The organism is Streptomyces sp. NBC_00258 (assembly GCF_036182465.1).
Classification (GTDB): Bacteria; Actinomycetota; Actinomycetes; order Streptomycetales; family Streptomycetaceae; genus Streptomyces.
Window position 1 is genome coordinate 12,028,889 of the sequence record NZ_CP108081.1, and the last position, 23,374, is coordinate 12,052,262.

At 66.9% G+C, this 23,374-nt stretch carries 15 protein-coding genes and 1 pseudogene; 7 read left to right on the top strand and 9 right to left on the bottom strand.

Features of this window, described 5'->3' with window-relative positions; genetic code table 11:
• Window positions 1-885 precede the first annotated feature (885 nt).
• From OG718_RS53360 to OG718_RS53380, 5 genes are all read left to right on the top strand, one after another.
• Complete coding sequence (locus OG718_RS53360; protein ID WP_328842770.1) at window positions 886-2,619, top strand: CocE/NonD family hydrolase; 1,734 nt, start codon at window positions 886-888, stop codon at window positions 2,617-2,619.
• On the top strand, window positions 2,616-4,025 hold the full coding sequence (locus OG718_RS53365; RefSeq protein ID WP_328842769.1) for an MFS transporter: 1,410 nt from the start codon (window positions 2,616-2,618) through the stop codon (window positions 4,023-4,025). Before OG718_RS53360 ends, OG718_RS53365 begins: the two co-directional genes overlap by 4 nt.
• 112 nt (window positions 4,026-4,137) lie before the next feature.
• Window positions 4,138-4,842 carry a TetR/AcrR family transcriptional regulator gene (locus OG718_RS53370; RefSeq protein ID WP_328842768.1) on the top strand — a complete coding sequence of 235 codons (705 nt, stop codon included), beginning with the start codon at window positions 4,138-4,140 and terminating at the stop codon, window positions 4,840-4,842.
• A gap of 277 nt (window positions 4,843-5,119) precedes the next feature.
• A complete protein-coding gene (locus tag OG718_RS53375) occupies window positions 5,120-6,814 on the top strand; it encodes an ISAzo13 family transposase (RefSeq protein WP_328842767.1) in 1,695 nt (564 codons plus the stop codon).
• A gap of 71 nt (window positions 6,815-6,885) precedes the next feature.
• The gene (locus OG718_RS53380) at window positions 6,886-8,580 is read left to right on the top strand and encodes an ISAzo13 family transposase (RefSeq protein ID WP_328842767.1); all 1,695 of its coding nucleotides are present in this window, start codon (window positions 6,886-6,888) and stop codon (window positions 8,578-8,580) included.
• 14 nt (window positions 8,581-8,594) lie between these two features.
• Here OG718_RS53380 and OG718_RS53385 read toward each other — a convergent pair whose 3' ends face one another.
• Window positions 8,595-9,854 carry a transposase gene (locus OG718_RS53385; RefSeq protein WP_328842766.1) on the bottom strand — a complete coding sequence of 420 codons (1,260 nt, stop codon included), beginning with the start codon at window positions 9,852-9,854 and terminating at the stop codon, window positions 8,595-8,597.
• 66 nt (window positions 9,855-9,920) lie between these two features.
• The gene (locus OG718_RS53390) at window positions 9,921-10,517 is read right to left on the bottom strand and encodes a TetR/AcrR family transcriptional regulator (RefSeq protein WP_328842765.1); all 597 of its coding nucleotides are present in this window, start codon (window positions 10,515-10,517) and stop codon (window positions 9,921-9,923) included.
• 102 nt (window positions 10,518-10,619) lie between these two features.
• Here OG718_RS53390 and OG718_RS53395 point away from each other — a divergent pair, with 102 nt between their 5' ends.
• Together OG718_RS53395 and OG718_RS53400 are read left to right on the top strand one after the other, a co-directional pair.
• Window positions 10,620-12,212: a carboxylesterase/lipase family protein gene (locus OG718_RS53395; protein WP_328842764.1), complete on the top strand. Its 1,593-nt coding sequence runs from the start codon at window positions 10,620-10,622 to the stop codon at window positions 12,210-12,212.
• Window positions 12,213-12,487: 275 nt separating this feature from the next.
• Window positions 12,488-12,756 (top strand): annotated as a pseudogene (locus OG718_RS53400) (DUF3533 domain-containing protein); the annotation flags it as partial.
• Window positions 12,757-12,834: 78 nt separating this feature from the next.
• Here OG718_RS53400 and OG718_RS53405 read toward each other — a convergent pair.
• From OG718_RS53405 to OG718_RS53440, 7 genes are all read right to left on the bottom strand, one after another.
• Window positions 12,835-13,050, bottom strand: coding sequence for a hypothetical protein (locus OG718_RS53405; protein WP_328842763.1), 216 nt, complete (start codon window positions 13,048-13,050; stop codon window positions 12,835-12,837).
• 45 nt (window positions 13,051-13,095) lie between these two features.
• On the bottom strand, window positions 13,096-15,444 hold the full coding sequence (locus OG718_RS53410; protein WP_328842762.1) for an ATP-binding SpoIIE family protein phosphatase: 2,349 nt from the start codon (window positions 15,442-15,444) through the stop codon (window positions 13,096-13,098).
• Between the two features lie 176 nt (window positions 15,445-15,620).
• On the bottom strand, window positions 15,621-15,887 hold the full coding sequence (locus tag OG718_RS53415) for a hypothetical protein (RefSeq protein ID WP_328842761.1): 267 nt from the start codon (window positions 15,885-15,887) through the stop codon (window positions 15,621-15,623).
• A 349-nt stretch (window positions 15,888-16,236) separates the two neighbouring features.
• Window positions 16,237-17,640: a hypothetical protein gene (locus tag OG718_RS53420; RefSeq protein WP_328842760.1), complete on the bottom strand. Its 1,404-nt coding sequence runs from the start codon at window positions 17,638-17,640 to the stop codon at window positions 16,237-16,239.
• A gap of 1,204 nt (window positions 17,641-18,844) precedes the next feature.
• Window positions 18,845-20,008 (bottom strand): aromatic ring-hydroxylating oxygenase subunit alpha, encoded by a 1,164-nt coding sequence (locus OG718_RS53425; RefSeq protein ID WP_328842759.1) that lies wholly within the window; start codon window positions 20,006-20,008, stop codon window positions 18,845-18,847.
• A gap of 569 nt (window positions 20,009-20,577) precedes the next feature.
• Complete coding sequence (locus OG718_RS53430) at window positions 20,578-21,780, bottom strand: IS110 family transposase (RefSeq protein ID WP_328842758.1); 1,203 nt, start codon at window positions 21,778-21,780, stop codon at window positions 20,578-20,580.
• A 601-nt stretch (window positions 21,781-22,381) separates the two neighbouring features.
• Entirely contained in the window at window positions 22,382-23,203 is an 822-nt protein-coding gene (locus OG718_RS53440) for a mycofactocin-coupled SDR family oxidoreductase (RefSeq protein WP_328842757.1), read from the bottom strand.
• Between the last annotated feature and the right edge of the window lie 171 nt (window positions 23,204-23,374).

Genomic DNA, 23,374 nt, shown 5'->3' on the forward strand with positions numbered 1-23,374 from the left:
CGTGTGCTGTGTGGGTTGCCGCACGCGGTGGCTTTCTGTAAAGAACGGACAGCGTCGCCTGGGAAGCACAGTGCGCAACGTGCCAGCGCGTCGATGGACTCGCCCAACGCGAGGACTTCGACCCGGATGATCTCGAGCTGCCCAGGGTGCCGGCGCCCGGGAGCGCGACCAGCGTGCCCCTTCGCGTTCTCGGTCTGACCTGTGCGTGCTCGAAATGCAGGAAGGACCCCCCGGTGCGTCGGCGGTCTGTGTCCAGCCCGCCCCGGTCGATCGGGGTTCATTCGCAGTGCATCGGGCTTCAGCCCGGTGGTGGAGCGAATCTGATGGTTGCGACGCGGAGCGTCGCCGCGTCTGGTCCGGCGGAGCCGGACACGGCATGTTCACTACCCGCGGCGCGGAGCGTCGTGATCGCTGGTCCCGGCGGAGCCGGGCTGCCATCACTCACTGGTACAGCCGGACCATGCGCGTGCGGCAGCTGACCCCAACGGGTGTCAGCACTGCGCCGCGCTCCAGGCAACTTCCCCGTCCAGGAGGAGGCACTGGCCGCGTCGCGTCGGCTGGCGGGCCGGACGGCCTGGAACGCTGTTGGTCGCCGACTGCTCCGTCCGTGAATTCAGGTGATCGTGCACGACAACGGTGGCGGCGTGATCGCCACCTGACGGGACCGAACCGCACCCGTCCTGACCGAATCTGCCCCGACCCTTGGCCGACCACGCGGAGCCAGCCGGTCATCCCGGAGGAATCCCAGCTGGGTGCGGCCCCTGCGGTTCACAGGGCGGGCGCTCACTGGCCGTGAATTATTCCCATGGTCTTCGCACCCCGGACGACTAGCGTCCGCGGCCACCAGCTGAAGACGCCGTGTGCGCCCGAGCGACGAGGACCGACATGCCGCACCTGATCGCCGATACCAAGTGGGCGTTCACCCGCCTGTACATGGCCGCCAGCAAGCATCTGGTCACCCCGTTCAAAGAGTTGCCGTCCGCGACTGCGGCCCGCCACGCCAAAGCGGTCCGCGAGAGCCACATGGTCGCCATGCGGGACGGTGTGGCCCTGAACACGGACGTCTACCTGCCCGCGGAGTCGGGCGGTGATCGCGCGCCGGGGACGTTCCCGGCGGTGCTGATCCGAGTTCCGTACGGCAACCGCGAAAGCTATACATACATGCCCGCCGTGGGCCGCTTCTGGGCCCGGCGCGGCTATGCGTGCGCCGTGCAGGACGTGCGCGGGCGCTTCGGCTCACAGGGACAGTGGACGACGTTCGTCAACGAGGTCGACGACGGCCACGACACCATCGACTGGATCGCTCGCCGGCCCTGGTCTGACGGGCGGGTCGCCCTGACCGGAGAGTCCTACTACGGCTTCACCGCCTGGGCAGGCGCAGCCTCTCAGCATCCCGCGGTGGTCTGCACTGCCCCCGGCGACATGGGTCTGGACATGTACACGATGCTGTACGAGGGCGGGGCGCTGTGTCTGGGCAGCACGGCCATGTGGGCGTGCGACCAGGCGGGCAGCGGATACCTGAACTGGTACCGCCTCGACAGTGAGCACCTGCCGCTGCGGGAGATGTCGGAGGCGGCTGGTCTGCCCAGCGACAACTACCGCGACGCCGTCGACAACCCCACCCGCATGGCCCGCTGGGAGGAGCTGGACTTCCGTCACCTGATCGACAAGATCGAGGTGCCGGTCATGGTGTGGGACGGCTGGTACGACGTCCTGCTCCCCGGCGCGCTGCAGGCCTGGCAGGAGCTGGCGGTACGCCGACCGGAGGTTCCCAGGCGCCTGGTCATCGGTCCGACCGACCACGAGACCAGCAGCGACCACAGCGGCCGCATCGGCCGCATTGCCATCCCGGAGGGGCCGCGGACCTGGGATCGGGTCCTGGAGTTCATCGACGCGGTGATGGCCAGCCGGGACCTCGGCCCCCGAGTGAGCCTCTACATCACCGGCGCCGACCGCTGGCACCACACCACGGCATGGCCGCCGCCGGAAGCCCGCCCCTACCGGCTCTACCTGCACGCCGACGGCACCCTCAGTCCGATGGCTCCCACCGGCCCCGAGCCGGACATCCAGTTCACCTACGATCCCGCCGATCCGGTGCGGTCCTGGCAGGGCAAGGACCTGTGGGCGATGACCCGCGGGCTGGAAGACCGCCGCCCGTTGCACCGCCGGCCCGACGTACTGGTCTACCGCAGCGAACCACTGGAGCGCCCCACGGACATCGTCGGCCCTGTATCAGTGCGCCTTGCGGTGAGCACCACCGCCCCCGGCACCGACTTCACCGCCGCACTGATCGACATCGCGTCCGACGGGCACGCACAGTTCGTCCAGGAAGGTATCTGCCGCCTCTCGCACACCGATCAGACTGACACCCCGCAAGCCCCCGCCGACGGCGCACCGCGACACATCGACATCTCCCTCACCGCCACCGGCTACCGCTTCGCCGCCGGTCACCGCATCGCCATCGAGGTCTCCAGCAGCTCCTTCGACCGCTGGGACCGCAACCTCAACACCGGCCCCGATGGAGACGGCGTCACCATGCGCACCGCCCGGCAGACGATCCACCACAGCGCCCAGACACCCTCCCACCTCGACGTCCTCGTGTTGGGGGAGCCCGGATGACCGCCCAGGCAGCCACCCCGGCCGCACTGGTCCCGGCCCTGCCCCGGGCGGTGCGCTGGGGCTACGGCGGCGGCGAGTGGGCCAATGCGGTGGTGTGGACCTCCTTCACCGCCCTCTTCCTGTACTTCTTCACCGACATTGTCCACGCGAGCGCGGCTCTCGGCGGCACGCTCATGCTGCTGGGAACCCTGTGCAACACCTTGCTGCAGCCCTACATCGGCCTGCGCTCCGACCGGCTGCAGAGCCGGCACGGCCGCCGGCTGCCGTTCCTGGCCCTCGCGGCCGTCCCCTATGCGGTGACCTCGTGGCTGCTGTTCACCGATCCCGGATGGAGCGGGATAGCCCAGACTCTGTACTTCGGCGCCGTCGTCATCGCCTGGTCCGCCTGCCTCACCTTCTTCTACGTCCCCTACGGCGCCCTCGGGGCCGAGCTGAGCACCCACGCGCCAGAACGCACCGCCCTGGCCACCGTGCGCACCGCCTGCTCCCAGATGGGCGCGCTGGTCGGCGCGGTCGCCCCCCTGCTGCTGGCCGGATGGTTCGGCGGCGGCAGGACCGGATGGTCCACGGCAGCCGCCGTCACCGCCCTGCTCGCGGCCGCCGGAATCCTGATCACATGGGCCACCGCGAGGGGCCGTGAAACGGCTGCTGAACCCGCCACCACCCGCATGCGGGACCAGTTCGCGATGTTGCGCTCACCCACCGTGCGCCGTCTGCTCGGCGCACTGATGTTCGGTTGGGCCCCCATCAGCGTCACTGGCGCCGTCAACCTCTACTATGCGCTCCACATCATGCAGCTCAGCCAGAGCATGGCCTCGGCATTGCTGCTCGTGTGGTTTATGGCCGGGCTCGCCTGGCTGCCGCTGGTGCAGTACCTGAGCAGCCGCATTGGCAAGACACGCACCTACGTCGCCTTCACCACCGGCTGGTTCTTCACCCAGTGCCTGTTCCTGCTGCTGCATCCCGGTGACCAGGTACTGCTGTGGACGCTGATCCTGCTCTCCTCCGCCGGGAGCATGGCCGTGGCCGTCACCACCTGGTCCCTGCTGGCCGACGTCAGCGACATCGAGGAATTGCGCACCGGCGAGCGGCGCGAAGGAGCCCTGTACGGACTGGCGGCTTTCGCCCAGACCGCCCTGGCCGCCCTCGCGGTCTGGTTCGTCGGCCTGACCCTGTCAGCCGCCGGCTACCACGGCGGCGAGCACCCCAACCACACCGCCCGCGAGGCCATCCGCTTGTTGATGTCGATCGGCACCGCCGTGTGGCTCATCCCCGGCATCCTGTGCTGCCTCAGGCTCGGCCTCACCCACCAGCGACACCACGCTGTCCGAGCCGCCCTCGACTCCCGGGCCGCCGACACCCCCATTTTGCCCGCCGCCAAAGCCGACTTGCTGGCAAACCTGTAGCAAAAACAGTTCACCGTTCACATGCTTACCTCGGTCCCGCCGCACACGCGCCCTATCATGACGGCACATCACAGCCGCTGAAGCGGCTCACGCCACCAGAGGTGACATCGACGTGGACGAGGTTTCGCCGAGCAGCGAACCCACCAAACGAGGCCGGGGCCGCCCTCGCGAAGTCGTGCGTCGCCCCTCCGGCCAGGGCAGCCCTCTGCAGCAGCGGCGTGAGGACTACCCCGGCACCACCCGCGCCATCCTGGAGGCAGCCCACCGCGTGCTGCTGCGCCATGGCACCGGCGGCTTGACCCTTGTGGCCGTGGCCAGGGAAGCCCACGTGGACGTCACCACGGTCTCCTACCACTTCGGCACCCGGCACGGACTCATCGAGAACCTGATGGACCTGCTCTACTCGGACACCGTCGCCGACCTCGCCGAGAACGTCAGTCACCTCGACTCCGGCTACGACCGATGGCACGCCTACATGGCCACGGTCAGCCGGATGTGCCAGGACCGCGAAGCCGCCCGCGCCTACTTCGACATCACTGCGCTCGCCCTGCGCGACGATGCCCTGCGTATCCGGCTGGCCCGCCTCAACGTGTGGACCATCGGCGCATTCGCCCAGTTGCTGCAGGCTCCCGACCTGCCCGACCTCTCCGACGATCAGGTCAAGGTCCTCGGAGAGCTGATCTTCGCCGCCGTCGACGGCATCAACCTCCACCACGCCCTGGCCGGTTCCGACTACCCCCTCGACGACGTCCTCACCCTCCTCGAGCGCGTCATCAGCGACAGCATCAGCAAGGACACCGACACCAGCCACGGGTAACTGGCGACGTTCGACCGGATCCTGGCGGCCGCGCCTGAGCCCACCCTGGCCAGGGCCAGGGCCCTGTGGGCTGCCGCCTGGGTGGCACTGCTGCAGAGCGACTTCGCGACCGCCGACCGGTGGCTCGATGAGGCCGCAGAGCTGGGCGAACAGTTGGACGACCCGGAGGTGCACGCTCATGTCCAGGGCTCTCGGGGGGCCTTGACCCAAGGCCGGGTAGTTAGGGCTTGCAGAGAATTAACCCGTAGCTTCACGTTCCGTGGTTCATTGGTCTGCTATGGGCGCTCTGGAAGGACAACAGGCCGAGCTGGCAGCCAAGTTCGAGGCGGTCCTGCCACATCTGGATGAGCGGCAGAGGCGTCTGCTGATGGGCGCGGAGGCCCGGTCGATCGGCCATGGCGGGATCGGGCTGGTCGCCCGTGCCGCCGGGGTGCGCGAGGGTACGGTGTCTCTGGGTGTCGCCGAACTTGACTCCGGACAGGCCCCGTTGGGGCGGGTGCGCCGGGCGGGCGGCGGCCGTAAGCGGACAGTCGATCTGGACCCGGGGCTGCGTCCGGCGCTATTGGCTCTGGTCGAGCCGGACGTGCGGGGCGATCCGATGTCGCCCCTGCGCTGGACGACGAAATCCACCCGCCATCTGGCCGGCGAACTCACCCGCCGGGGCCACCGGATATCCGCCGACACCGTTGCCGACGTACTGCGCGAGGAAGGCTTCAGCCTCCAGGGCAACGCCAAGACCGTCGAAGGTAGACAACACCCCGACCGGGACGGCCAGTTCCGCTACATCAACGAGCAGGCCAAGGCCCACCAGGCCGCTGGCGACCCGGTGATCAGCGTCGATACGAAGAAGAAGGAAATCGTCGGGCCGTACAGGAACGGCGGCCGCGAGTGGCGGCCGGCGGGTGACCCCGTGCAGGTCAGCACCCATGACTTCCCCGACAAAGAACTCGGGAAAGCTGTGCCCTACGGCATCTATGACCTGGCCGCGAACACCGGCTGGGTCAGTGTCGGCACCGACCACGACACCGCCGCTTTCGCCGTGGAATCCATCCGCCGCTGGTGGAAGGGCCGCAGCCAGCACGACTACCCGCAGGCCAAACGGCTACTGGTCACCGCGGACGCCGGTGGCTCCAACGGTTACCGCACCCGCGCCTGGAAGGCCGAACTCGCCGCCCTGGCCCTGGAAACAGGCATGAACATCACCGTGTGTCACTTTCCGCCGGGAACTTCGAAGTGGAATCGGATCGAGCACCGACTGTTCGCCCACATCACCATGAACTGGCGCGGCAGGCCCCTGACCAGCCATGACGTCATCGTTCAGTCCATCGCCGCGACCACCACCCGCACCGGATTGAGCGTCCACGCCGAACTCGACACCACCGCCTACGAGACCGGCATCCGCATCGGCGACCGGCAGATGGACGCCCTGCCTCTGAGCCGCCACGACTGGCACGGTGACTGGAACTACACCCTTCGCCCCGAGTCGCACTGCCGGGACGGGATCCCTCCCATCCCGCCTCAGGATCTACCCGGCCCCGGTCGCGCCTGGCTGGCCCATCCGGACCTGACCGGTCTGCCGCACGACCAGTGGGACCAGCTGATCACCCAGTTGAGAGCCGCCCGAGAGCTCCAGCGGGAAGAAGACCTTCACCAAAGACGCGGCGGGGACCGGCGGAAAGTCCCCTCCGCCGGCCTCTACACCGGCCGCCGCCCCGGCCTCACCCTCGTCGACCGGCTCCTGGCCACCCTCCTCTACCAGCGGTTCAAGCTCCCCCAGGTCGCCATCGCCCCGCTCTTCACCGTCACACCCGTGACCCTCAACCGCGCCATCAGCCAAACCCGCCGACTCCTGGACGCGATCGGACACACCATCGAACCCGCCGCCACTCGACTGGCCACCCTGGACGACCTCGCGGACCTCGCCACCCGCCTCGGCATCACCCCGACACCAAAGATCAAGACAGCGAGTTAATTCTCTGCAAGCCCTTAGGGCTTGCAGAGAATTAACCCGTAGCTTCACGTTCCGTGGTTCATTGGTCTGCTATGGGCGCTCTGGAAGGACAACAGGCCGAGCTGGCAGCCAAGTTCGAGGCGGTCCTGCCACATCTGGATGAGCGGCAGAGGCGTCTGCTGATGGGCGCGGAGGCCCGGTCGATCGGCCATGGCGGGATCGGGCTGGTCGCCCGTGCCGCCGGGGTGCGCGAGGGTACGGTGTCTCTGGGTGTCGCCGAACTTGACTCCGGACAGGCCCCGTTGGGGCGGGTGCGCCGGGCGGGCGGCGGCCGTAAGCGGACAGTCGATCTGGACCCGGGGCTGCGTCCGGCGCTATTGGCTCTGGTCGAGCCGGACGTGCGGGGCGATCCGATGTCGCCCCTGCGCTGGACGACGAAATCCACCCGCCATCTGGCCGGCGAACTCACCCGCCGGGGCCACCGGATATCCGCCGACACCGTTGCCGACGTACTGCGCGAGGAAGGCTTCAGCCTCCAGGGCAACGCCAAGACCGTCGAAGGTAGACAACACCCCGACCGGGACGGCCAGTTCCGCTACATCAACGAGCAGGCCAAGGCCCACCAGGCCGCTGGCGACCCGGTGATCAGCGTCGATACGAAGAAGAAGGAAATCGTCGGGCCGTACAGGAACGGCGGCCGCGAGTGGCGGCCGGCGGGTGACCCCGTGCAGGTCAGCACCCATGACTTCCCCGACAAAGAACTCGGGAAAGCTGTGCCCTACGGCATCTATGACCTGGCCGCGAACACCGGCTGGGTCAGTGTCGGCACCGACCACGACACCGCCGCTTTCGCCGTGGAATCCATCCGCCGCTGGTGGAAGGGCCGCAGCCAGCACGACTACCCGCAGGCCAAACGGCTACTGGTCACCGCGGACGCCGGTGGCTCCAACGGTTACCGCACCCGCGCCTGGAAGGCCGAACTCGCCGCCCTGGCCCTGGAAACAGGCATGAACATCACCGTGTGTCACTTTCCGCCGGGAACTTCGAAGTGGAATCGGATCGAGCACCGACTGTTCGCCCACATCACCATGAACTGGCGCGGCAGGCCCCTGACCAGCCATGACGTCATCGTTCAGTCCATCGCCGCGACCACCACCCGCACCGGATTGAGCGTCCACGCCGAACTCGACACCACCGCCTACGAGACCGGCATCCGCATCGGCGACCGGCAGATGGACGCCCTGCCTCTGAGCCGCCACGACTGGCACGGTGACTGGAACTACACCCTTCGCCCCGAGTCGCACTGCCGGGACGGGATCCCTCCCATCCCGCCTCAGGATCTACCCGGCCCCGGTCGCGCCTGGCTGGCCCATCCGGACCTGACCGGTCTGCCGCACGACCAGTGGGACCAGCTGATCACCCAGTTGAGAGCCGCCCGAGAGCTCCAGCGGGAAGAAGACCTTCACCAAAGACGCGGCGGGGACCGGCGGAAAGTCCCCTCCGCCGGCCTCTACACCGGCCGCCGCCCCGGCCTCACCCTCGTCGACCGGCTCCTGGCCACCCTCCTCTACCAGCGGTTCAAGCTCCCCCAGGTCGCCATCGCCCCGCTCTTCACCGTCACACCCGTGACCCTCAACCGCGCCATCAGCCAAACCCGCCGACTCCTGGACGCGATCGGACACACCATCGAACCCGCCGCCACTCGACTGGCCACCCTGGACGACCTCGCGGACCTCGCCACCCGCCTCGGCATCACCCCGACACCAAAGATCAAGACAGCGAGTTAATTCTCTGCAAGCCCTTAGCGTATTTCCGCTGGTGGGAAGGGGGTTGAGCGAGTTCTCGGGCTGCTGTAGGTGGCGGGGCCGGTCTTGGAGATGAGTCCGTTTACGGCCCATCTGTCGAGCTGTCGGTACATCGTGCCGAGGGTGATGTCGCCGAGGTGGCGGGCGAGGTCGCGGGGGTGCCACTGGCGGTCGGGTTCTGCGTGAAGGAGGTCCAGGACGTGCTGTCGGCGCCGGTCGGCGGCCGGTGTGTGCCGATCGTCGTGTGAGACGGTGGGCAGGTTGGGATCGGGTTCGAGGATGGTGACGTCGAGGTCGGTGACCAGGCGGCTTGTGTCGGGGCGGCCGTCGTCTTGGCGTTCGGCGTACCGGGAGACAGGTGACCTGACTTTTCGGGTGCTGATGCGGGGGCGCCGGTGCGGGAGGAGCCCGGCCAGGACCCGGTTGCCGATGACGCCGGTGGTGCGGTTGCCCAGGGTGCCGGGCTTGATGACGTCGGCGGCTTGGACCACGAGGTCGCGGGCGGTCTGGATGGCTATGGTGAAGCCGCAGCGGTCCGGGTCGGTGCCCGGCCGGGACTCGGCGGCCTCCACCATCACGGTCCGAAGTGCCTGGTAGAGGGCGAGCAGGGCCCACATCTCCTGCTCGACCCCGACTGGGTCGCCTGAACGCAGGACCCGGCCGTCTGTGATCGTGTGACGCAGGGCAAAATACGCCGACTCGTGCTCCCAGCGCTGGTGGTAAAGGGCAACGAGGGCCGGGGCGGGGTACCGACGAGCATCGGTCAGTGTCGTGACCAGCCGGTAGGAGTTGGTGAACGAGCAGTCGTCATAGGCCACGGTGATCTGCGCTTCCACGACGCGTACCGGGACGGTGCCGATGACCGAGAGGTAGGAGCCATCGGTGAGTCGGCTCAGGACCGGGGTGCGTCGGTTGGCGCGCAGACGGCCCAGGAAACTGGCTCCGGTGTCGTGCACGGCGGCGAGGAAGGCATTGGCGTCGAAACCCTTGTCCCACAGGACCAGCATGCCGGGGCCCAGGTGGTGCAGGAGCCTGCGAGCGTAGGAGGTCTCCCCGTCGCTGGGAGTGCCGAACACGGCGCCGATCAGGGCACGGGTGCCGGTCTCCACCAGGGTCATCAGTTCCAGCATCGGATACCCGCCACGGCTGCCGGGTCCGAACCACTCCACGTTGCGCTCGGTATCCGGGAGCTTGATCGAGGTGCAGCCGTCGAAGGAGACCATCTGGAACGGCCCGAACCGCACTCCGGGAGTCACCGGCTGGGCGAGCGGGCCGGCCAGGGTCTCCGGTCGCGGTTTTGCCGGAAGTGCAGCAGGCGTCGGCTACGCACGGCCGGACGAGGACGGATGGGCGGGGCGCAGGAGCCGGTTGAGGTTGCGGGCGGCAGCGGCGAGGCGTTCAGCGGTCCATGCGTCGGGGTGTTCCAGGGTGCTGAGCATGGCGCCACGTGAGACGAGGTAGATCAGGTCGGCGGACGCCCAGGGGGAGCGGATGTCGGCGGCCTCCGCGGCCTCGCCAAGTGCCTGGCGCCAGGCATCGAGTTCCTGGTGTACGACGGCGAGGCTTTCCGGGGCGGGCCTGGCCTCGGTGAGGAGGTGCAGCAGGAGGGCTGCGAGGACCTCGTCCTCCTCGCTTGACCAGTTCGCCCCCCACTGGGCGAGGTAGTCGATGCGGTCAGCGGCGGGCAATTGGGCCAGGCGGTTCTCTTCGGCGGCCCACCGGTGCTCGACGGCGGTGAAGGCGAGGATCAGCAGTTCACGCCGGTTGCGGACGTAGTGGGTGACCAGGCTGGTGGAGCCGCCCATGGCGTCGGCCACCGCGCGGATGGTGAGTTGGGCCGCTCCACGTTCACGAACGACGCGTAGTGCAGCTTTGCCGATCTGGCGCCTGCGTTCTGTGCTCTCCACCTCAGTCGGCATGTGCCCGAATCTCCTCCGCCTTGGTTTCCAATCTGCAGAGTACAGCCTACAACGCTGTTGTATATTGACGTTTGAAACAGTGTTGCAAACGAGAGGATGATCATGCGCCAACTGCTGACGCTCATCGCCGACGACACGTCGCCGGTGGTGACGACGACTGCCGGCAAGGTTCGCGGGCAGGCCGGTGAGGGCGTGCAGGCGTTCAAGGGCATCCCCTATGCCGCACCCCCGACCGGCGCCCTCCGGTTCGGACGGCCCCAGGCCGCGCAGTCATGGTCGGGCGTTCGGGACGCCACCAAGTTCGGCGCGGCCTGCCCACAGCCACGCGCCAAGATCGTCCCCAAGGGGATACCGATCTCGGAGGACTGCCTGACCGTGAACGTCTGGACGCCCGTCCCGAGTACGCGCGCGGGCAGCGGCAAGAAGCCGGTGCTGGTGTTCATCCACGGCGGCGGGTTTGTGGAGGGCACGGCTGCGGAGCCCATCTACGACGGCGCGGACCTGGCCCGCAAGGGCGTCGTCGTGGTCACACTGCAGTACCGGTTCGGCCCCTTCGGCTACCTGGACCTGTCCGACCTGGGCAAGGAGTACGAGAACAGCGCCAACAACGGACTGCTCGACCAGATCGCCGGCCTGCAGTGGGTGCGCAAGAACATCGCCGCCTTCGGCGGCGACCCATCGAATGTGACCCTCTTTGGCGAGTCCGCCGGTTCCATCTCCATCTCCGCGATCATGGGCAGCCCGCAGTCCGACGGCCTCTACCACCGCGCCATCCTGCAGAGCGGCACCTCCGCCAACATCTCCGACCGCAAGCAGGCAGGCAGGGTCTCCCGCGCCTACCGAGATTTCGCTGGTGCCTCCACCGTCGCCGATCTGCGCAAGCTCAGCGCCGACAAGCTCCAGCAGGCGGCCGACGACCTGTATGACAGTGACTTCTCCGACACCGCGTTCGGTCCCGTCGTCGACGGTCAGCTGCTGCCCGAGAATCCCATGAAGCGCCTCGCCTCCCCGGACGGTCCAAAGGTTCCCGTCATCATCACCACCACCCGCGACGAGGCCCGGTACTGGATCCAGGAGGTCCCCGAGGCCGAGCACATGCCCGAGGTGCTCTACCGGCCCTGGCTGACTAACCTCGTCGGCGAGAGCAACACCGACGCCGCCATCGCCGCCTACCGCAAGAACCGCCCCGATCTGACCGAGGGGGAGGTGGCCATGGCCCTCGCCGGCGACGTCGCCTTTCGCGCCCCCTCCATCAAAACCGCCGAGGTCCTCGCCCATCGCGGTGTTCCGGTCTGGATCGGCCTGTTCACCGCACCCTCGCCCAAGGACGGCGGCAAGTACGGCGCACCCCACGCCATCGACCTGGGCTTCGTCTTCGGGAACTTCACCGCCGACCCCGACTTCTACGGCACCGGCACCTGGAGAGAGCAGCTGTCCGAGCACGTCCAGGACCTGTGGACCACCTTCGCCAGAACCGGCAACCCCGGACGCGCGGACTGGAGCCGGTACAACCTCACCGACCGCCCCACCCTGGTGATCAACAAGCACTCGGCCGTCGAGAACGACCCGCTCAGCAACGAACGCAAGGTCTTCGCCGCCCTCCCTTACGACGGCACCACGCCCGCCCTGCAGGACCTGACCCCACTGACCTATCCCGGAACCCCCTGGCCCGACTCCGCGTCATCATCTCTCTGAGCGGCCCCTACTGGACCACCGCGACAATTGCCGCGCTCGTGGCCCTCGTGACCGTCCGCTCGCTCCTCAAGCGGTGCTGCCGCACCCGCGCGGCAGCGGCTGCCGCCTGACCTGACGCCGGTTTCCCAACCCGCCCCAAACGCGGGAAGAAGGCCCGTCCTCAGGCGGCGGCATCACCCACGTCTCCCATGGGCCGCCCCGACGGGCGGCCCATACGGCCGCTCCATACATACGTCACGGACCACCATCGGCGGTCACGTGCGGCTTGCCAGGCAGTCTTCGTCGTCCTGGGCAACCCGAGCTCCGGCGGCGTCTACCCCGCCTTGCTCCTCCCGGCCTTTCTGGAGCGCCATAGGTCAGGCCCTCCCGCCGGGCGCGGGCACCACCCCCGTCCGCAACACCGTCTACTTCTTGGGCAACGTCATCACGCCCGCCTTCTGGGGTCCTCACCGCCTACGCCATCGGCGGCGTGCTGCTCGCCTGGGCAGCCTCGTGGTGGCACGAACGGCGACAAGAAGGCGTGTCGGAGACGGACCTTCGGTAGGCCGAGGGCGGATGCCGGTGATGTCGAGGGCCTGGTTGATGGTGCTCTCGACTCCCGCGCGTAGGGCGTACTTGTTTTTCAGGTGGCGGTCTTCTGCTCGGCGAGGGCCTTGCAGGGCGCTGAAGGGGGTGACGATGGCGCTTCGTCACCGGGCAACGGGACGAGCAATGCCGCAGCGTCGCGGAGGGGCTGCGGCGGGCGGTGCTCCGGGTCGAGGAGCGCGGCGAGGAACGCCGCCTTGCTCTCCTGGACGGTGCACCGTCGGCACCGCGCCGCCAGCCGGGCGCCGTCCACAGGCCTGAGTCCTCAGGGGGCTGTGGTCCGTCGCCGGCCGAGTTGTCAGAAGGCCTCTGCCGACAGAGCGCTCGGCAACTCCGTAGGGGGCGGTGACACCTCGGTCCAGATCGTCTTTCCTGTCGGCGTGTAGCGAGTTCCCCACCGCCGGGTCAGCTGGGCCACGAGGAACAGGCCACGGCCTCCCTCGTCCTCCGTCGCGGCTCGCCGCAGGTGGGGGGAAGTGTGCCCACCGTCCGAGACCTCGACGATGAGTCCGCGTTCCCGGATGAGCCGTAGACGGACCGGGGATCCACCGTACTTGATCGCGTTGGTGACCAGTTCACTGACGACAAGCTCGACGATGAAGGATGCGGCCTCGTCGGCACCCCATGCGGCCAGCCGGGTACAGGCCAGCGACCGCGCTCGGGCCACCGCTCCGGGATCGGCAGGGAAGTCCCAGGTCTCCACTAGGTTCTGCGCCAGAGCGTGAACACGTGCCAGCAGCAGTGCCGCGTCGTCCTCCGGTGACTGGGGCAGCAGTGCGTGGATGACGTCGTCGCAGGTCTCCTCCAGTGGGCTGTTCCCAGATCGTGAGAGCCTTTCGCACAGGGTGCGGATACCGACGTCGATGTCCTCCTGCCGGCTCTCGACCAGTCCGTCGGTGAACAGGGCGAGCATGCCGTCCTCCGGCAGCTCGATGTCGGCGCTCTCGAAAGGCAGTCCTCCCAGACCCAGTGGTGGTCCGGCCGGGAGATCCACTACTTCGGCGTGTCCGTCGGCGGTGACCAGAACCGGAGGGACGTGGCCTGCCCGCGCCATGACGCAGTGCCGCGAGACCGGATCGTAGATTGCGTACAGACAGGTCACGCCCAGAGCCTGGTCCTCATACGCGTCGCCCGCCGACTCAGAGGTGCCTGTGCGCGCCACTTGGTCGTCCAGACGGGCGAGCAGTTCGTCGGGCGAGAGGTCGAGTGCCGCCAGGGCAGCCACGGTGGTGCGCACGCGGCCCATGGTGGCTGCCGCGCCCATGCCGTGTCCCGCCACGTCTCCGACCACCAGCCCGACACGGGCTCCCGAGAGCGGGATGACGTCGTACCAGTCCCCGCCGACGCCCACGGGTCCGGCGGCGGGCAGATAGCGGTGGGCGATTTCAAGCCCGGCCGGCCGGGGCAGGGTGCGGGGTAGCAGGTCTCGTTGAAGCATGAGGGCGGTCGCGTGTTCGCGTGTGTACCGACGGGCGTTGTCCACGCACACCGCGGTACGGGAGACGAGTTCCTCGGCGAGCGCGATCTCCTCGCTGTCGAAGGGGGCGTGCGGCTCGGATCGTACGAAGGTCGCCAGGCCCAGGACGGTGCCCCGGGCCTTCAGTGGTGCGACGAGCGCGCCGGTGGCCGGATCTGTCAGCGGTTCGGTGGCCGTCAGGCAGTGCAGGCGTGCGGCGTCCGAGGCGGCGGGCACGGTGCCGCTCGCCGCCGCGCGATGGGTGTGCTCCGCGACTCGGCGCAATATGGGCGGTGCGCTGCTGTCCCACCGCGGGGGGTCCTCGCCCCTCAGTACCGGTTCCAGGAGGTCAACGGTGGCTGTGTCCGCGAACTCGGGGACCACGAGTTCGGCCAGGTCGCCCGCCGTGCGCCGGATGTCGAGAGTTCTGCCGATGCTTCCGCTCGCCCGGCTCAGCAGAGCCAGGCGCTGTCGGGCCACGTAACGGTCGGTGATGTCTAGGCCGACCTCGCAGACTCCCATCGTTCGCTGGCCTTCCTCCTGAAGCCGGAAGTATGAGCAGGTCCAGACGTGCTCACGATGGGGCTCTAGGGGGGTGGGGCTTCGGAAGCGGACGTCGATCATCGGCTCACCGGTCCGCGCGACGTGTTCGACGATGCCCTCGATGTCGGTCGGCTGCCGCCCGTCCTCGCTGAGTACCTCGCCCTGCGGAAAGATGTCCTTCACGAGCCTGCCCGCGACCTCTCGCAGCGGCATGCCGAACTGCTTCTCGGTGGCCGTGTTGATCCACTGGACGCGGGCGGTGGTGTCGTAGAGGACCACGTAGAAGGGCAACTCGCGGTAGATCCCCACGAGCAGGGCTCGGTCAAGGGACCGTTGGTGCAGCACTTCCACGTCCGTCGCCGTGACCAGCCACGCCGCCCCGGCGGCGCCGTGGGACAGCGGGCTGAGGGCCAGGGCGACGTACACAGAACGGCCGTCGCGGTGGCGCACCGGCCGGATCCCAAGATCCTTTGCTCGTCCGTCGCCGGGCGAGCACAGGCCAACGCCCGTCTCGGTGTCCGCCAGGATCTCGTCGGCGGATCGGCCGAGCACGTCGAGGGGACGGTGGCCGAACAGCTCCTCGGCTTCCCGGCTCCATCCGATCAACCGCATGCCGTCGTCCAGCACAACGGTTGCGCTATTGACCATCAGCGCGTCGGAAACGCCGTTCCCTGGTTGCGGTCCTGTGCCGTGGGAGTTGCTGATACCCGTCATGACCGGCCCTGCTGTTCGTCGCGCCGGATTCTTTCTATCCATTCAATGTAGTACCGGACACCGAGGCCGACGCCTGTTCGCGGTACGCCGCGAGGAGCCGACACAGCGCTTCAATCCCTTCTCGGTGTGCTTCGGGTCGCCCGTGGTGCCCTGGTGGGTGACCCCTCCAGGGCCGCGAAGACGATCTCCACCAGTTCCTGGGACGCGCCGAAGCAGGCGAGCGCCTCGCGGACGCCGTCGCGGTAGGCGTCGTAGAGAGCGTCGACATGCCGTTGCAGTTCCGGCCTGCGGCTCGCCTCCAGTTTGTTCGTACTGGAAACTTGCAGGTCGGGATCTGAGGCGATGAAGCAGGGCAGCGTCGAGGTGAAGCCCTCCATCCAGTCTGCTGCTGGCGGGCTGTCGGCAGCGGGCACCAGCGAGGAGACCTGGATGCTGCGTCCAACGCCTCAGCGGAGAGACTCGTCAAGCAGGGCGTCGCGCGTCCCGAAGGGCTGCGCGACGCCCTGTTCTCCCGGTGGTACGAAGACCGTCGGAAGTGGATCGACGTCTACAGCCACGCCGTGCCCCTGTTCATCGGTGACCCGCCCGAGAAGTACGGGCCATCCGAACCGCGGCCGACGCATCCGAGTACTCAAGTTCTACAAGTGGCACGTCGAGGGCACGACCGACGCACCCACGATTCATTTTCGTGTCCGTCGCTCGCTGAACGTGAACCAAGTTATTCCGTTACGACGCGGAGCCCGGACGAGGGATCGAATCCACGTTGAAATCCTTGTTGGGGGTCAGATTGAGGTACGGGACGGGCGCGGTGATGGCACGGATCTCCTTCTGACGGGAGCCGGGCTCACCCCACAGGATCGTGACTTCGGTGCCCGGCTTGGCGCAGCTGACGTCGACGACTGCGAGCGAGAGGATCTCGCGGGAGTGCGCGCTGTACACCCGTCCGGAGGAGAAGCCAACCTTCTGGCCATTCCGGGACACCCGGTCGGCTTTGTTGGCGTAACCCCCTTCAGAGCTATAAAAGTACCCGAGATCATGTGGCATCTCCATGAACTGGTATGGGTCTTCGTCGCGCAGCTGTGAGGCGTACACGTCGACAACGTCATCGGCGTTCCACACCAGGGTGACGGTGGTGTGTTCAGGGTTCGCCACCTGCTTCTCGAGCGCGGAGCGGCCTCGGAAGTCGTGATCGAACTTGATCATCTTCGACCAGCCGAGATCGACAGGGCTGCAGTAGCGCTCACGGATGTCTGGCCCGAGGCTCCCGATCATCCGGCGTCCGGGCACCGCATCCTGGTTGTCAGATCCGTCGTACGGTGCCGGGACGAAGTGCCATTCACCTTGCTGGAAGCCGTTCTCGGTGTGGTTGAGCATGTAGGAGCCCCAGCCGAGCCGGCGGATGTCGAATCTCTCTCCAGCCTTCATGAATGCGGAGTACACCGCCCGTGCACTCTCGACGGGGCCGTGCACCTCGTAGGCGAGGGTGCCGCCCATGCCCATGCGCAGCACGGTGATCTCGTGGCCGTCGACGTTGCTGGGACGGTGGCCCATGAACTTGATGTCGTGAAGGTCCTCGGCCGTCGCCGCTTCGAGCACCTCAAGCGAGCGCGGGCCTGCGAGCTGGAAGAGGAACACTTTCCCGGTCACGTCCTCGGCTGCGGCGTCGTAGCCGCCTTCCTCGAGGCGATCGGTGATGTACGGGTCCAGCCAGTAGGTGATGAAGTCTTCCTCACCAAGCCGCAGCAGCACGCCATGTGCCACGACGAAGCCGTTGTCGTTGCACATGATGGCGTGCTTTCCACGACCGACGGGGAAGTTCGCGAAACTGTTGACACAATTCGCTGCGAGGAAGTCGAGGGCTTCGGGACCCGTGATCCGGATCGTGGCTGTCGGGTTCAGGCCGGCGTGCAGGTAGCACGACTCCTTCCACGACATACCTTCATCGCGCCAGTCGGTGAAGTGCCAAGGCTGCGCCACGCCCATCTCGGTCGCGTAGAGCCCGATGTGCGGGTCGTAGGGCAGGAAGGGGCTGTGATCGAAGGACTTCTCGATGAGCCCCTCTGGCCACACCAGGTCCATGCTCCAGTCCCCCTGGAACTCGCGCGGCGCATCAGAGGCACTGCTACTCATTCATCTCTCCCTTTGTGCGAGCACCATTCTTCAAGTCAGGCCAAATCATATAGCATTTCAGACGAAAATAGAAGAGGGTTTCACGTCCCACGTGACGCCCTTGTGGGGTAGTGAGCAGCGCGGGGGACTGTGCAAAGTCGACGCTTCGTCGTTTTCATATACGAATGACATCAAAGGGATTGCGTCTGAGTGTCCTCGATCAGTCGCCACTGCCGGAGGGCTGCACGAGGGCTCAGGCGCTGCGCAACACGCTGGATCTCGCGCGCCATGTCGGCGTCCGAGGCTTCCATCGTTGCCAGGTGGCGGAGCGTCGCCTGAAGTTCCCATTGGCCCGCTCGCGGCTGCGACGCTTCACATACGCGTCGGTAGCGGCGGTTCATGCTTCCGCACTACAGCCCGTATAAAGTCGTCGAGAATTTCAGCGTGCTCGGCGGCCTGTGCCCGGATCGGATCGATCTCGGCTTCGGCAGGTCATCTGGCACCGACGCCCTCACCAGGTAAGCGCTTCAGCGTGATCGTGCGCATACACCGCCGGACGACTTGTTCGGCCAGTTGGTCGAGCTGCTGGCCTACGTTGACTAGGCGTTCCCTGACGGCCACCCGCTCCAGAGATTGAGCCGAACCCTTCCTGGTCGACCGCACCTGCCTGAGCCCTGGCTCGAGTGAGCAAAGGGCGCTTTCTAACGGCTCAGCTCGGCCTGACCTACGCCTTTGCCGGCTTTGTCAATCCCCGAGGTGCCCAGGTCGAGGGTGTACCACAGCCGGTTCGAGTCAAGCGAACGCCTCGCGGGCCCGCGGCAATCCGTAGCCATGTGGGCTCTGGCTAACACGGAGGAAGAGGCGCCGCTGCTCGTGACGAGAACGCGCATGACGGATGCGGTGCTGTTCGACGAAGGTCGGCTCATCGTAGTGCCGTCACCCGAGGAGGCCCTTGCCTTCCTATGGGCTCGGGGAGAAGACCTACGGTATGAACGCGCGGCGGCGCACTGTGGTCGGCACACCCGACCAGGTGCGAGGCGGCCTTGAGGAGATTGCTGGCGCGTATGCAGCGGAAGAGATGATCGTACTGACGATCTGCCAGGACCACGAAGCTCGCAAGCACTCGTCGCCGACGCCTCCGGCCTGTGCCCGCCCGACTCTGCGGGATAGCCGCGGCGCACCTGACTGCCAGTTGCGTCGCGACTGGCGCGAGCCGCAGCCCCGGTCAGGTTTCCATCATGTTCAGGTACATCGTCAACGCGGCTTCCATGTCGGTCTCACGGAGCGCGTTGTTCGGCCCGGGAACGTAGCGACTGGACTTCACTCCGCGGGCATTGCGTTCAACGAAGGCGTGATCCTCTGCGGCGACTTCCTTGAACACCTGCGTCAGGGGGCCGACCTCGTAGTCCACACCCTCGACGGCGTTCTCGTGGACGAACCACTGCATCCACAACTCGCAGGTGTCGACCGTCAGCGGGTTGACAATTCCTCGCTGACTGTGGTCGGTGAAGAAGCAGGTGCCGTTCCACATCAAATTGTCGACCCAGACGATGCTGTCGCCAGGCTCCAGCGCGCCCAGTTGCTTCTTCGAGACGAGTTCGCCATCCATGGAGAAGGTCTTCATGTCAGGTCGCAGGCCGTAGCTACCGTCCCCCTTGATCTTCAGCCCACCCTCCTCGTCGCGCTCGTAGAAGTAGTTCGTCGCATCGCACGACACCATCAACGAAGGATGACCGCTGATGCAGTGGTAGCACTCGATGTTGTTCTCGATCATGAGCTTCCAGTTGGCCTTGATCTCGTAGCGCACCTCGTGCGCGAGCTTCAGCCGCTCGGGTTCTGCGATCTCGATCCTCGCGTCGTCGATCGGGAACTGTCCCCCACCCGTGAGCTGCTCGCGCAGAGTGCACGCAGGCTGCTCCCTACCGAGCCACACATAGATCGAGCCATGGAACGTGTCCACGTACGCGTCCTGAAGCCCGAACTCGGAGTAGTTGAAGTCGACGCCGTCGCGGGTGGCCGGAGCACCGGCGAGCTTCCCGTCCAGATCGTACGTCCAGTTGTGGTAGGGGCACACGAATCGCTTCGTGTTGCCGCTGGACAGCTCGTCGCAGAGCTGCGAGCCCCGGTGGCGACAGACGTTGAAGTGTGCCCGGAGGCCACCGTTCTTGGCCCGGGTCACGATGATGCTCTCGGTGGCCGCGCGGGCCACGAAATAGTCACCGGTGTTCTTCGCTTGGCTGACATGGCCGACATAGATCCACTGCCTATGGAAGATCTTGTCGATCTCTTTCCGGAAGATCTCTGGCGAGGTGTACCACTCGCGCGGCAGGCTCGTGAAGTAGGAGTTCCCGTGACGGGTGGTGGCGGGCTGACCGGTGGTGACGGACATCAGGGACGGTCCTCCGAACTGTACGTCTGTTCCGACTCGCAAGCGAGTATGACAACATATATGATATGAGTCAATGTTTTGGGGGGTGAATGTAGGCTTTCCGCGAGGGCGTCGAGCTGAACGTCGAGGTCGCCGGTCCCGGGGGACGGCCCCGCCGTGGCGTTCTTGCACGGGCTCTCTGTCGGTTCGGCCGACTACGACCGGTTGCCGGCAGAGATCACCGACGACCGCCGGATCCTGAAAATCGCGCGGAGATGGACTGTCTGGCCACGCTCCGGGCACCTGCGTACTCGACAACTACTGCGCGGATGTCGCCCACATCCTGGCTTGCGTCGAGCACAGGCCGGTCGTCTTGGTGAACCACCCGCTCGGGGCATGACTGCGTGGACGCTAGCCCAGAGGTATCCAGATCTCGTGGCCGCCGCTCTCCTGGAGGACCCTCCCTGATCGCACCGATGCTCGCCGCAGCGTGCGACAAGGCCGTGGCGTGGCGGCGTTCGGGCGCCGACGCACGTGTCGTTGCTGCCGAGGTCGCCGCTTCCCTGGGGGGGGTGCCTCTATGTCTTTGGTCAAGCGAGGCGTGGGGTTCGGTGTTCGTAGAAGGTGCCGTCGCGGAGCATCGCGAAGAGCACGCTGATGCGGTGTCGGGCGAGGCGCAGAAGTGCCTGGGTATGGGTCTTTCCCCGGGCCCGGCAGCGGTCGTAGTAGCTGCGGGAGGTGGGGTCGTGCAGGGCGGCGAACGCCGAAAGGAACATGGCTCTCTTCAGCTGACGGTTGCCGCCCCGGGGTGCGTGTTCGCCGTGGATCGAGGTCCCCGACGACTTCGTCGTCGGGGCGAGCCCGGCGTAAGAAGCGAGATGGGCGGCGCTGGGGAAGCTGGTGCCGTCGCCGACGGTGACCAGCAGAACAGCAGCGGTCCTGACCGCGACCCCCGGCATCGAGATCAGGACCTGGGAAAGAGGGTGTTGTTCCAGCAGGGTGTTGATCTGGGCTTCCAGGGCCCGGCGTTGTTGATGGACTCCTGCGAGCTGGCTGGCCAGGGACGGGATCACGATGTCGAGGGTGCCCGTGCCGGGGACGATCACGGTCTGCTCGTCGAGTGCGTCGAAGACCTCGTCGATCAACCGGGCGGCCATGCGCGGGGCCTTGGGTCGGATCACTTCAACAAGCCGGCGACGGCCTGCTTTCCGCAGGGCCTTGGGGGATCCGTAGCGTTCGAGCAGCCAGGTCACGGCCTGGTGATCGAGGCGTGGTCCCAGGACGCGTTCCAGCGAGGGATGGAACTGGGTGAGCAGGCCGCGTATGCGGTTGCTGGTGCGGGTTGCCTCGGCCGCGAGGTCCTGGTCGAAGCCGACGAGGACAGTGAGTTCGGCTGTGATCTCGTCGGTGAGTTCCAGCGAGCGCAGGGTGTGCGGCATGGTGCGGGCGGCGTCAGCGATCACCGCGGCGTCTTTCGCATCCGTCTTCGCCTCGCCCGGATAGAGGTCGGCGATCCGCCGCATCGCCAGTCCCGGCAGGTAAGCGACCTTGCATCCCGTGTCGCGGGCGACGGTCAGCGGCAGGGCGCCGATGGAGGCGGGCTGGTCGACGATCACCAGGACGGTGCCGAACTTGGCGGCCAGTTTGTCGAATACGGCCCGCAGTCTCGGCTCACTGTTGGGCAGCGGCTTGTCGAAGATCTTCTTGCCGGCCGGGGTCAGCCCATGGCCGTGGTGAGCGGTCTTGCCGACGTCAAGGCCGAGGAACACGCCCACGTCGCCGGTGTCGAACATCGGGCTCTCAACTCCTTTGATGCGGTGCCGGCCTGGGCATCGGTGTCGTACTCACGCATCCACGTTATGCAGACCTGCCGCCCACGAACTGCCGGGCGTTGCGCTCGGCGGGGCGGTAGTCGGACCTCTTATCAGCGTCTCCGACGGCACCTCTCGGGCCCGGTGAACACCACCCCCCAGGTCATCGTGGACAGGGGGACACAGTCATGCCGGGCCCGGAGGCCAGCGGCCCTCTTGCAGGACCGCGAAGAAGATAACGGGGGGGGCTGTGGTGCAGCGCAATCGTCGCACGCAGTTTCGCGACGATCCTCCGTCGCCGCGACGGCTACCGCCTCACCCACTGGCTTGAGGAAGTCGAACAGAGTGAGATCAAGGACCTGTGTGTCTTCGCCAATGGCCTGCGCAAGGGCCTTGCGGCTGCCACCGCCGGACTGACCCTGCCCTGGAACTCCAGGGCCGTCGAGGGACACGTGAACAGGATTGAGACGATCAAACGCCAGCGCTACGGACGAGCTGGATTCGATCCTCAAACGCCGCACCCTGCTGGCCAGTTGGGCGGCTTCACGGAAGATGCCGAGGAACCTCAGTTCTCCCCGGAAGCCTAGAGCGCCAGCGTGCCCGCGTCCACGGGGAGAGTGACACCGGTGATGTAGCGCGCCTCGTCGCTAGCGAGGAAGGCAACGGCGTTGGCAACGTCCTGTGGCTCGATCCACGGCACCGGCAGCAGCTGAAACGCCTTCGATGCTTCCGCGAATTGCTCCAGGGTGGGATGCTCCACTCCTGGGACGAACAGCCGCATCATCTCGTCCTCATGCAGCATGGGAGTGTTCACCGTCGTTGGGTGAACCGTGTTCACGCGGATCATCCGCTCGGCCAACTCGTGCGCGAGCGAGCGCATGAAGCCGACAACGGCGTGTTTGGAGGCCGAGTAATGTGTGATGTGGCTGCCACCCTTCAGGCCGACGACCGAGCTGGTGATCACGATCGAGCCGCCATCGGCCAAGTGCGGGATCGCAGCCTTGCAGGTGTGGAAGACTCCGGTCAGATTGATGTCGATCACATCCCGCCACGTCTGAAGTGGCATGTCTGCTACCGCGACATGAGAAGCGATCCCTGCGTTCGGACAGACAATGTCAAGTCGACCCAGTTCGGCCATGCCCGTTTCCAGCGCGTCCTTGACTGCCTCGAAGTCGCGCACGTCGGCCATCGACGCGACAATGCGCCGACCGAGGCCTTCCACCGCAGCGACCGTCTCTGAAAGCCCTCCGGGGGTGGTCATCTCTGAACTCACGCTTGCGACCTGCCTGCCCAGGTCGACGGCGATGATGTCGGCACCCTCCTCCGCAAGGCGCACTGCACAAGCATGCCCGATGCCACGCGCAGCGCCGGTGACGAACGCCACCTTGCCTTCCAAACGCGCCATTGATGTCTCCCTCGCTGTCAGAGTCGCGGGGTCGCCCGGCCCTCGCGTTACGTATCGCTCGTCGATATCGTGCTTGATATCATAGGTGATCGTGTGGCGCGTTGTCGGCCTCGCCACTTGCCAGCTGTCTCTGCGACGTAGACCGACTTCACCTGGTTCTGCGGATCACCG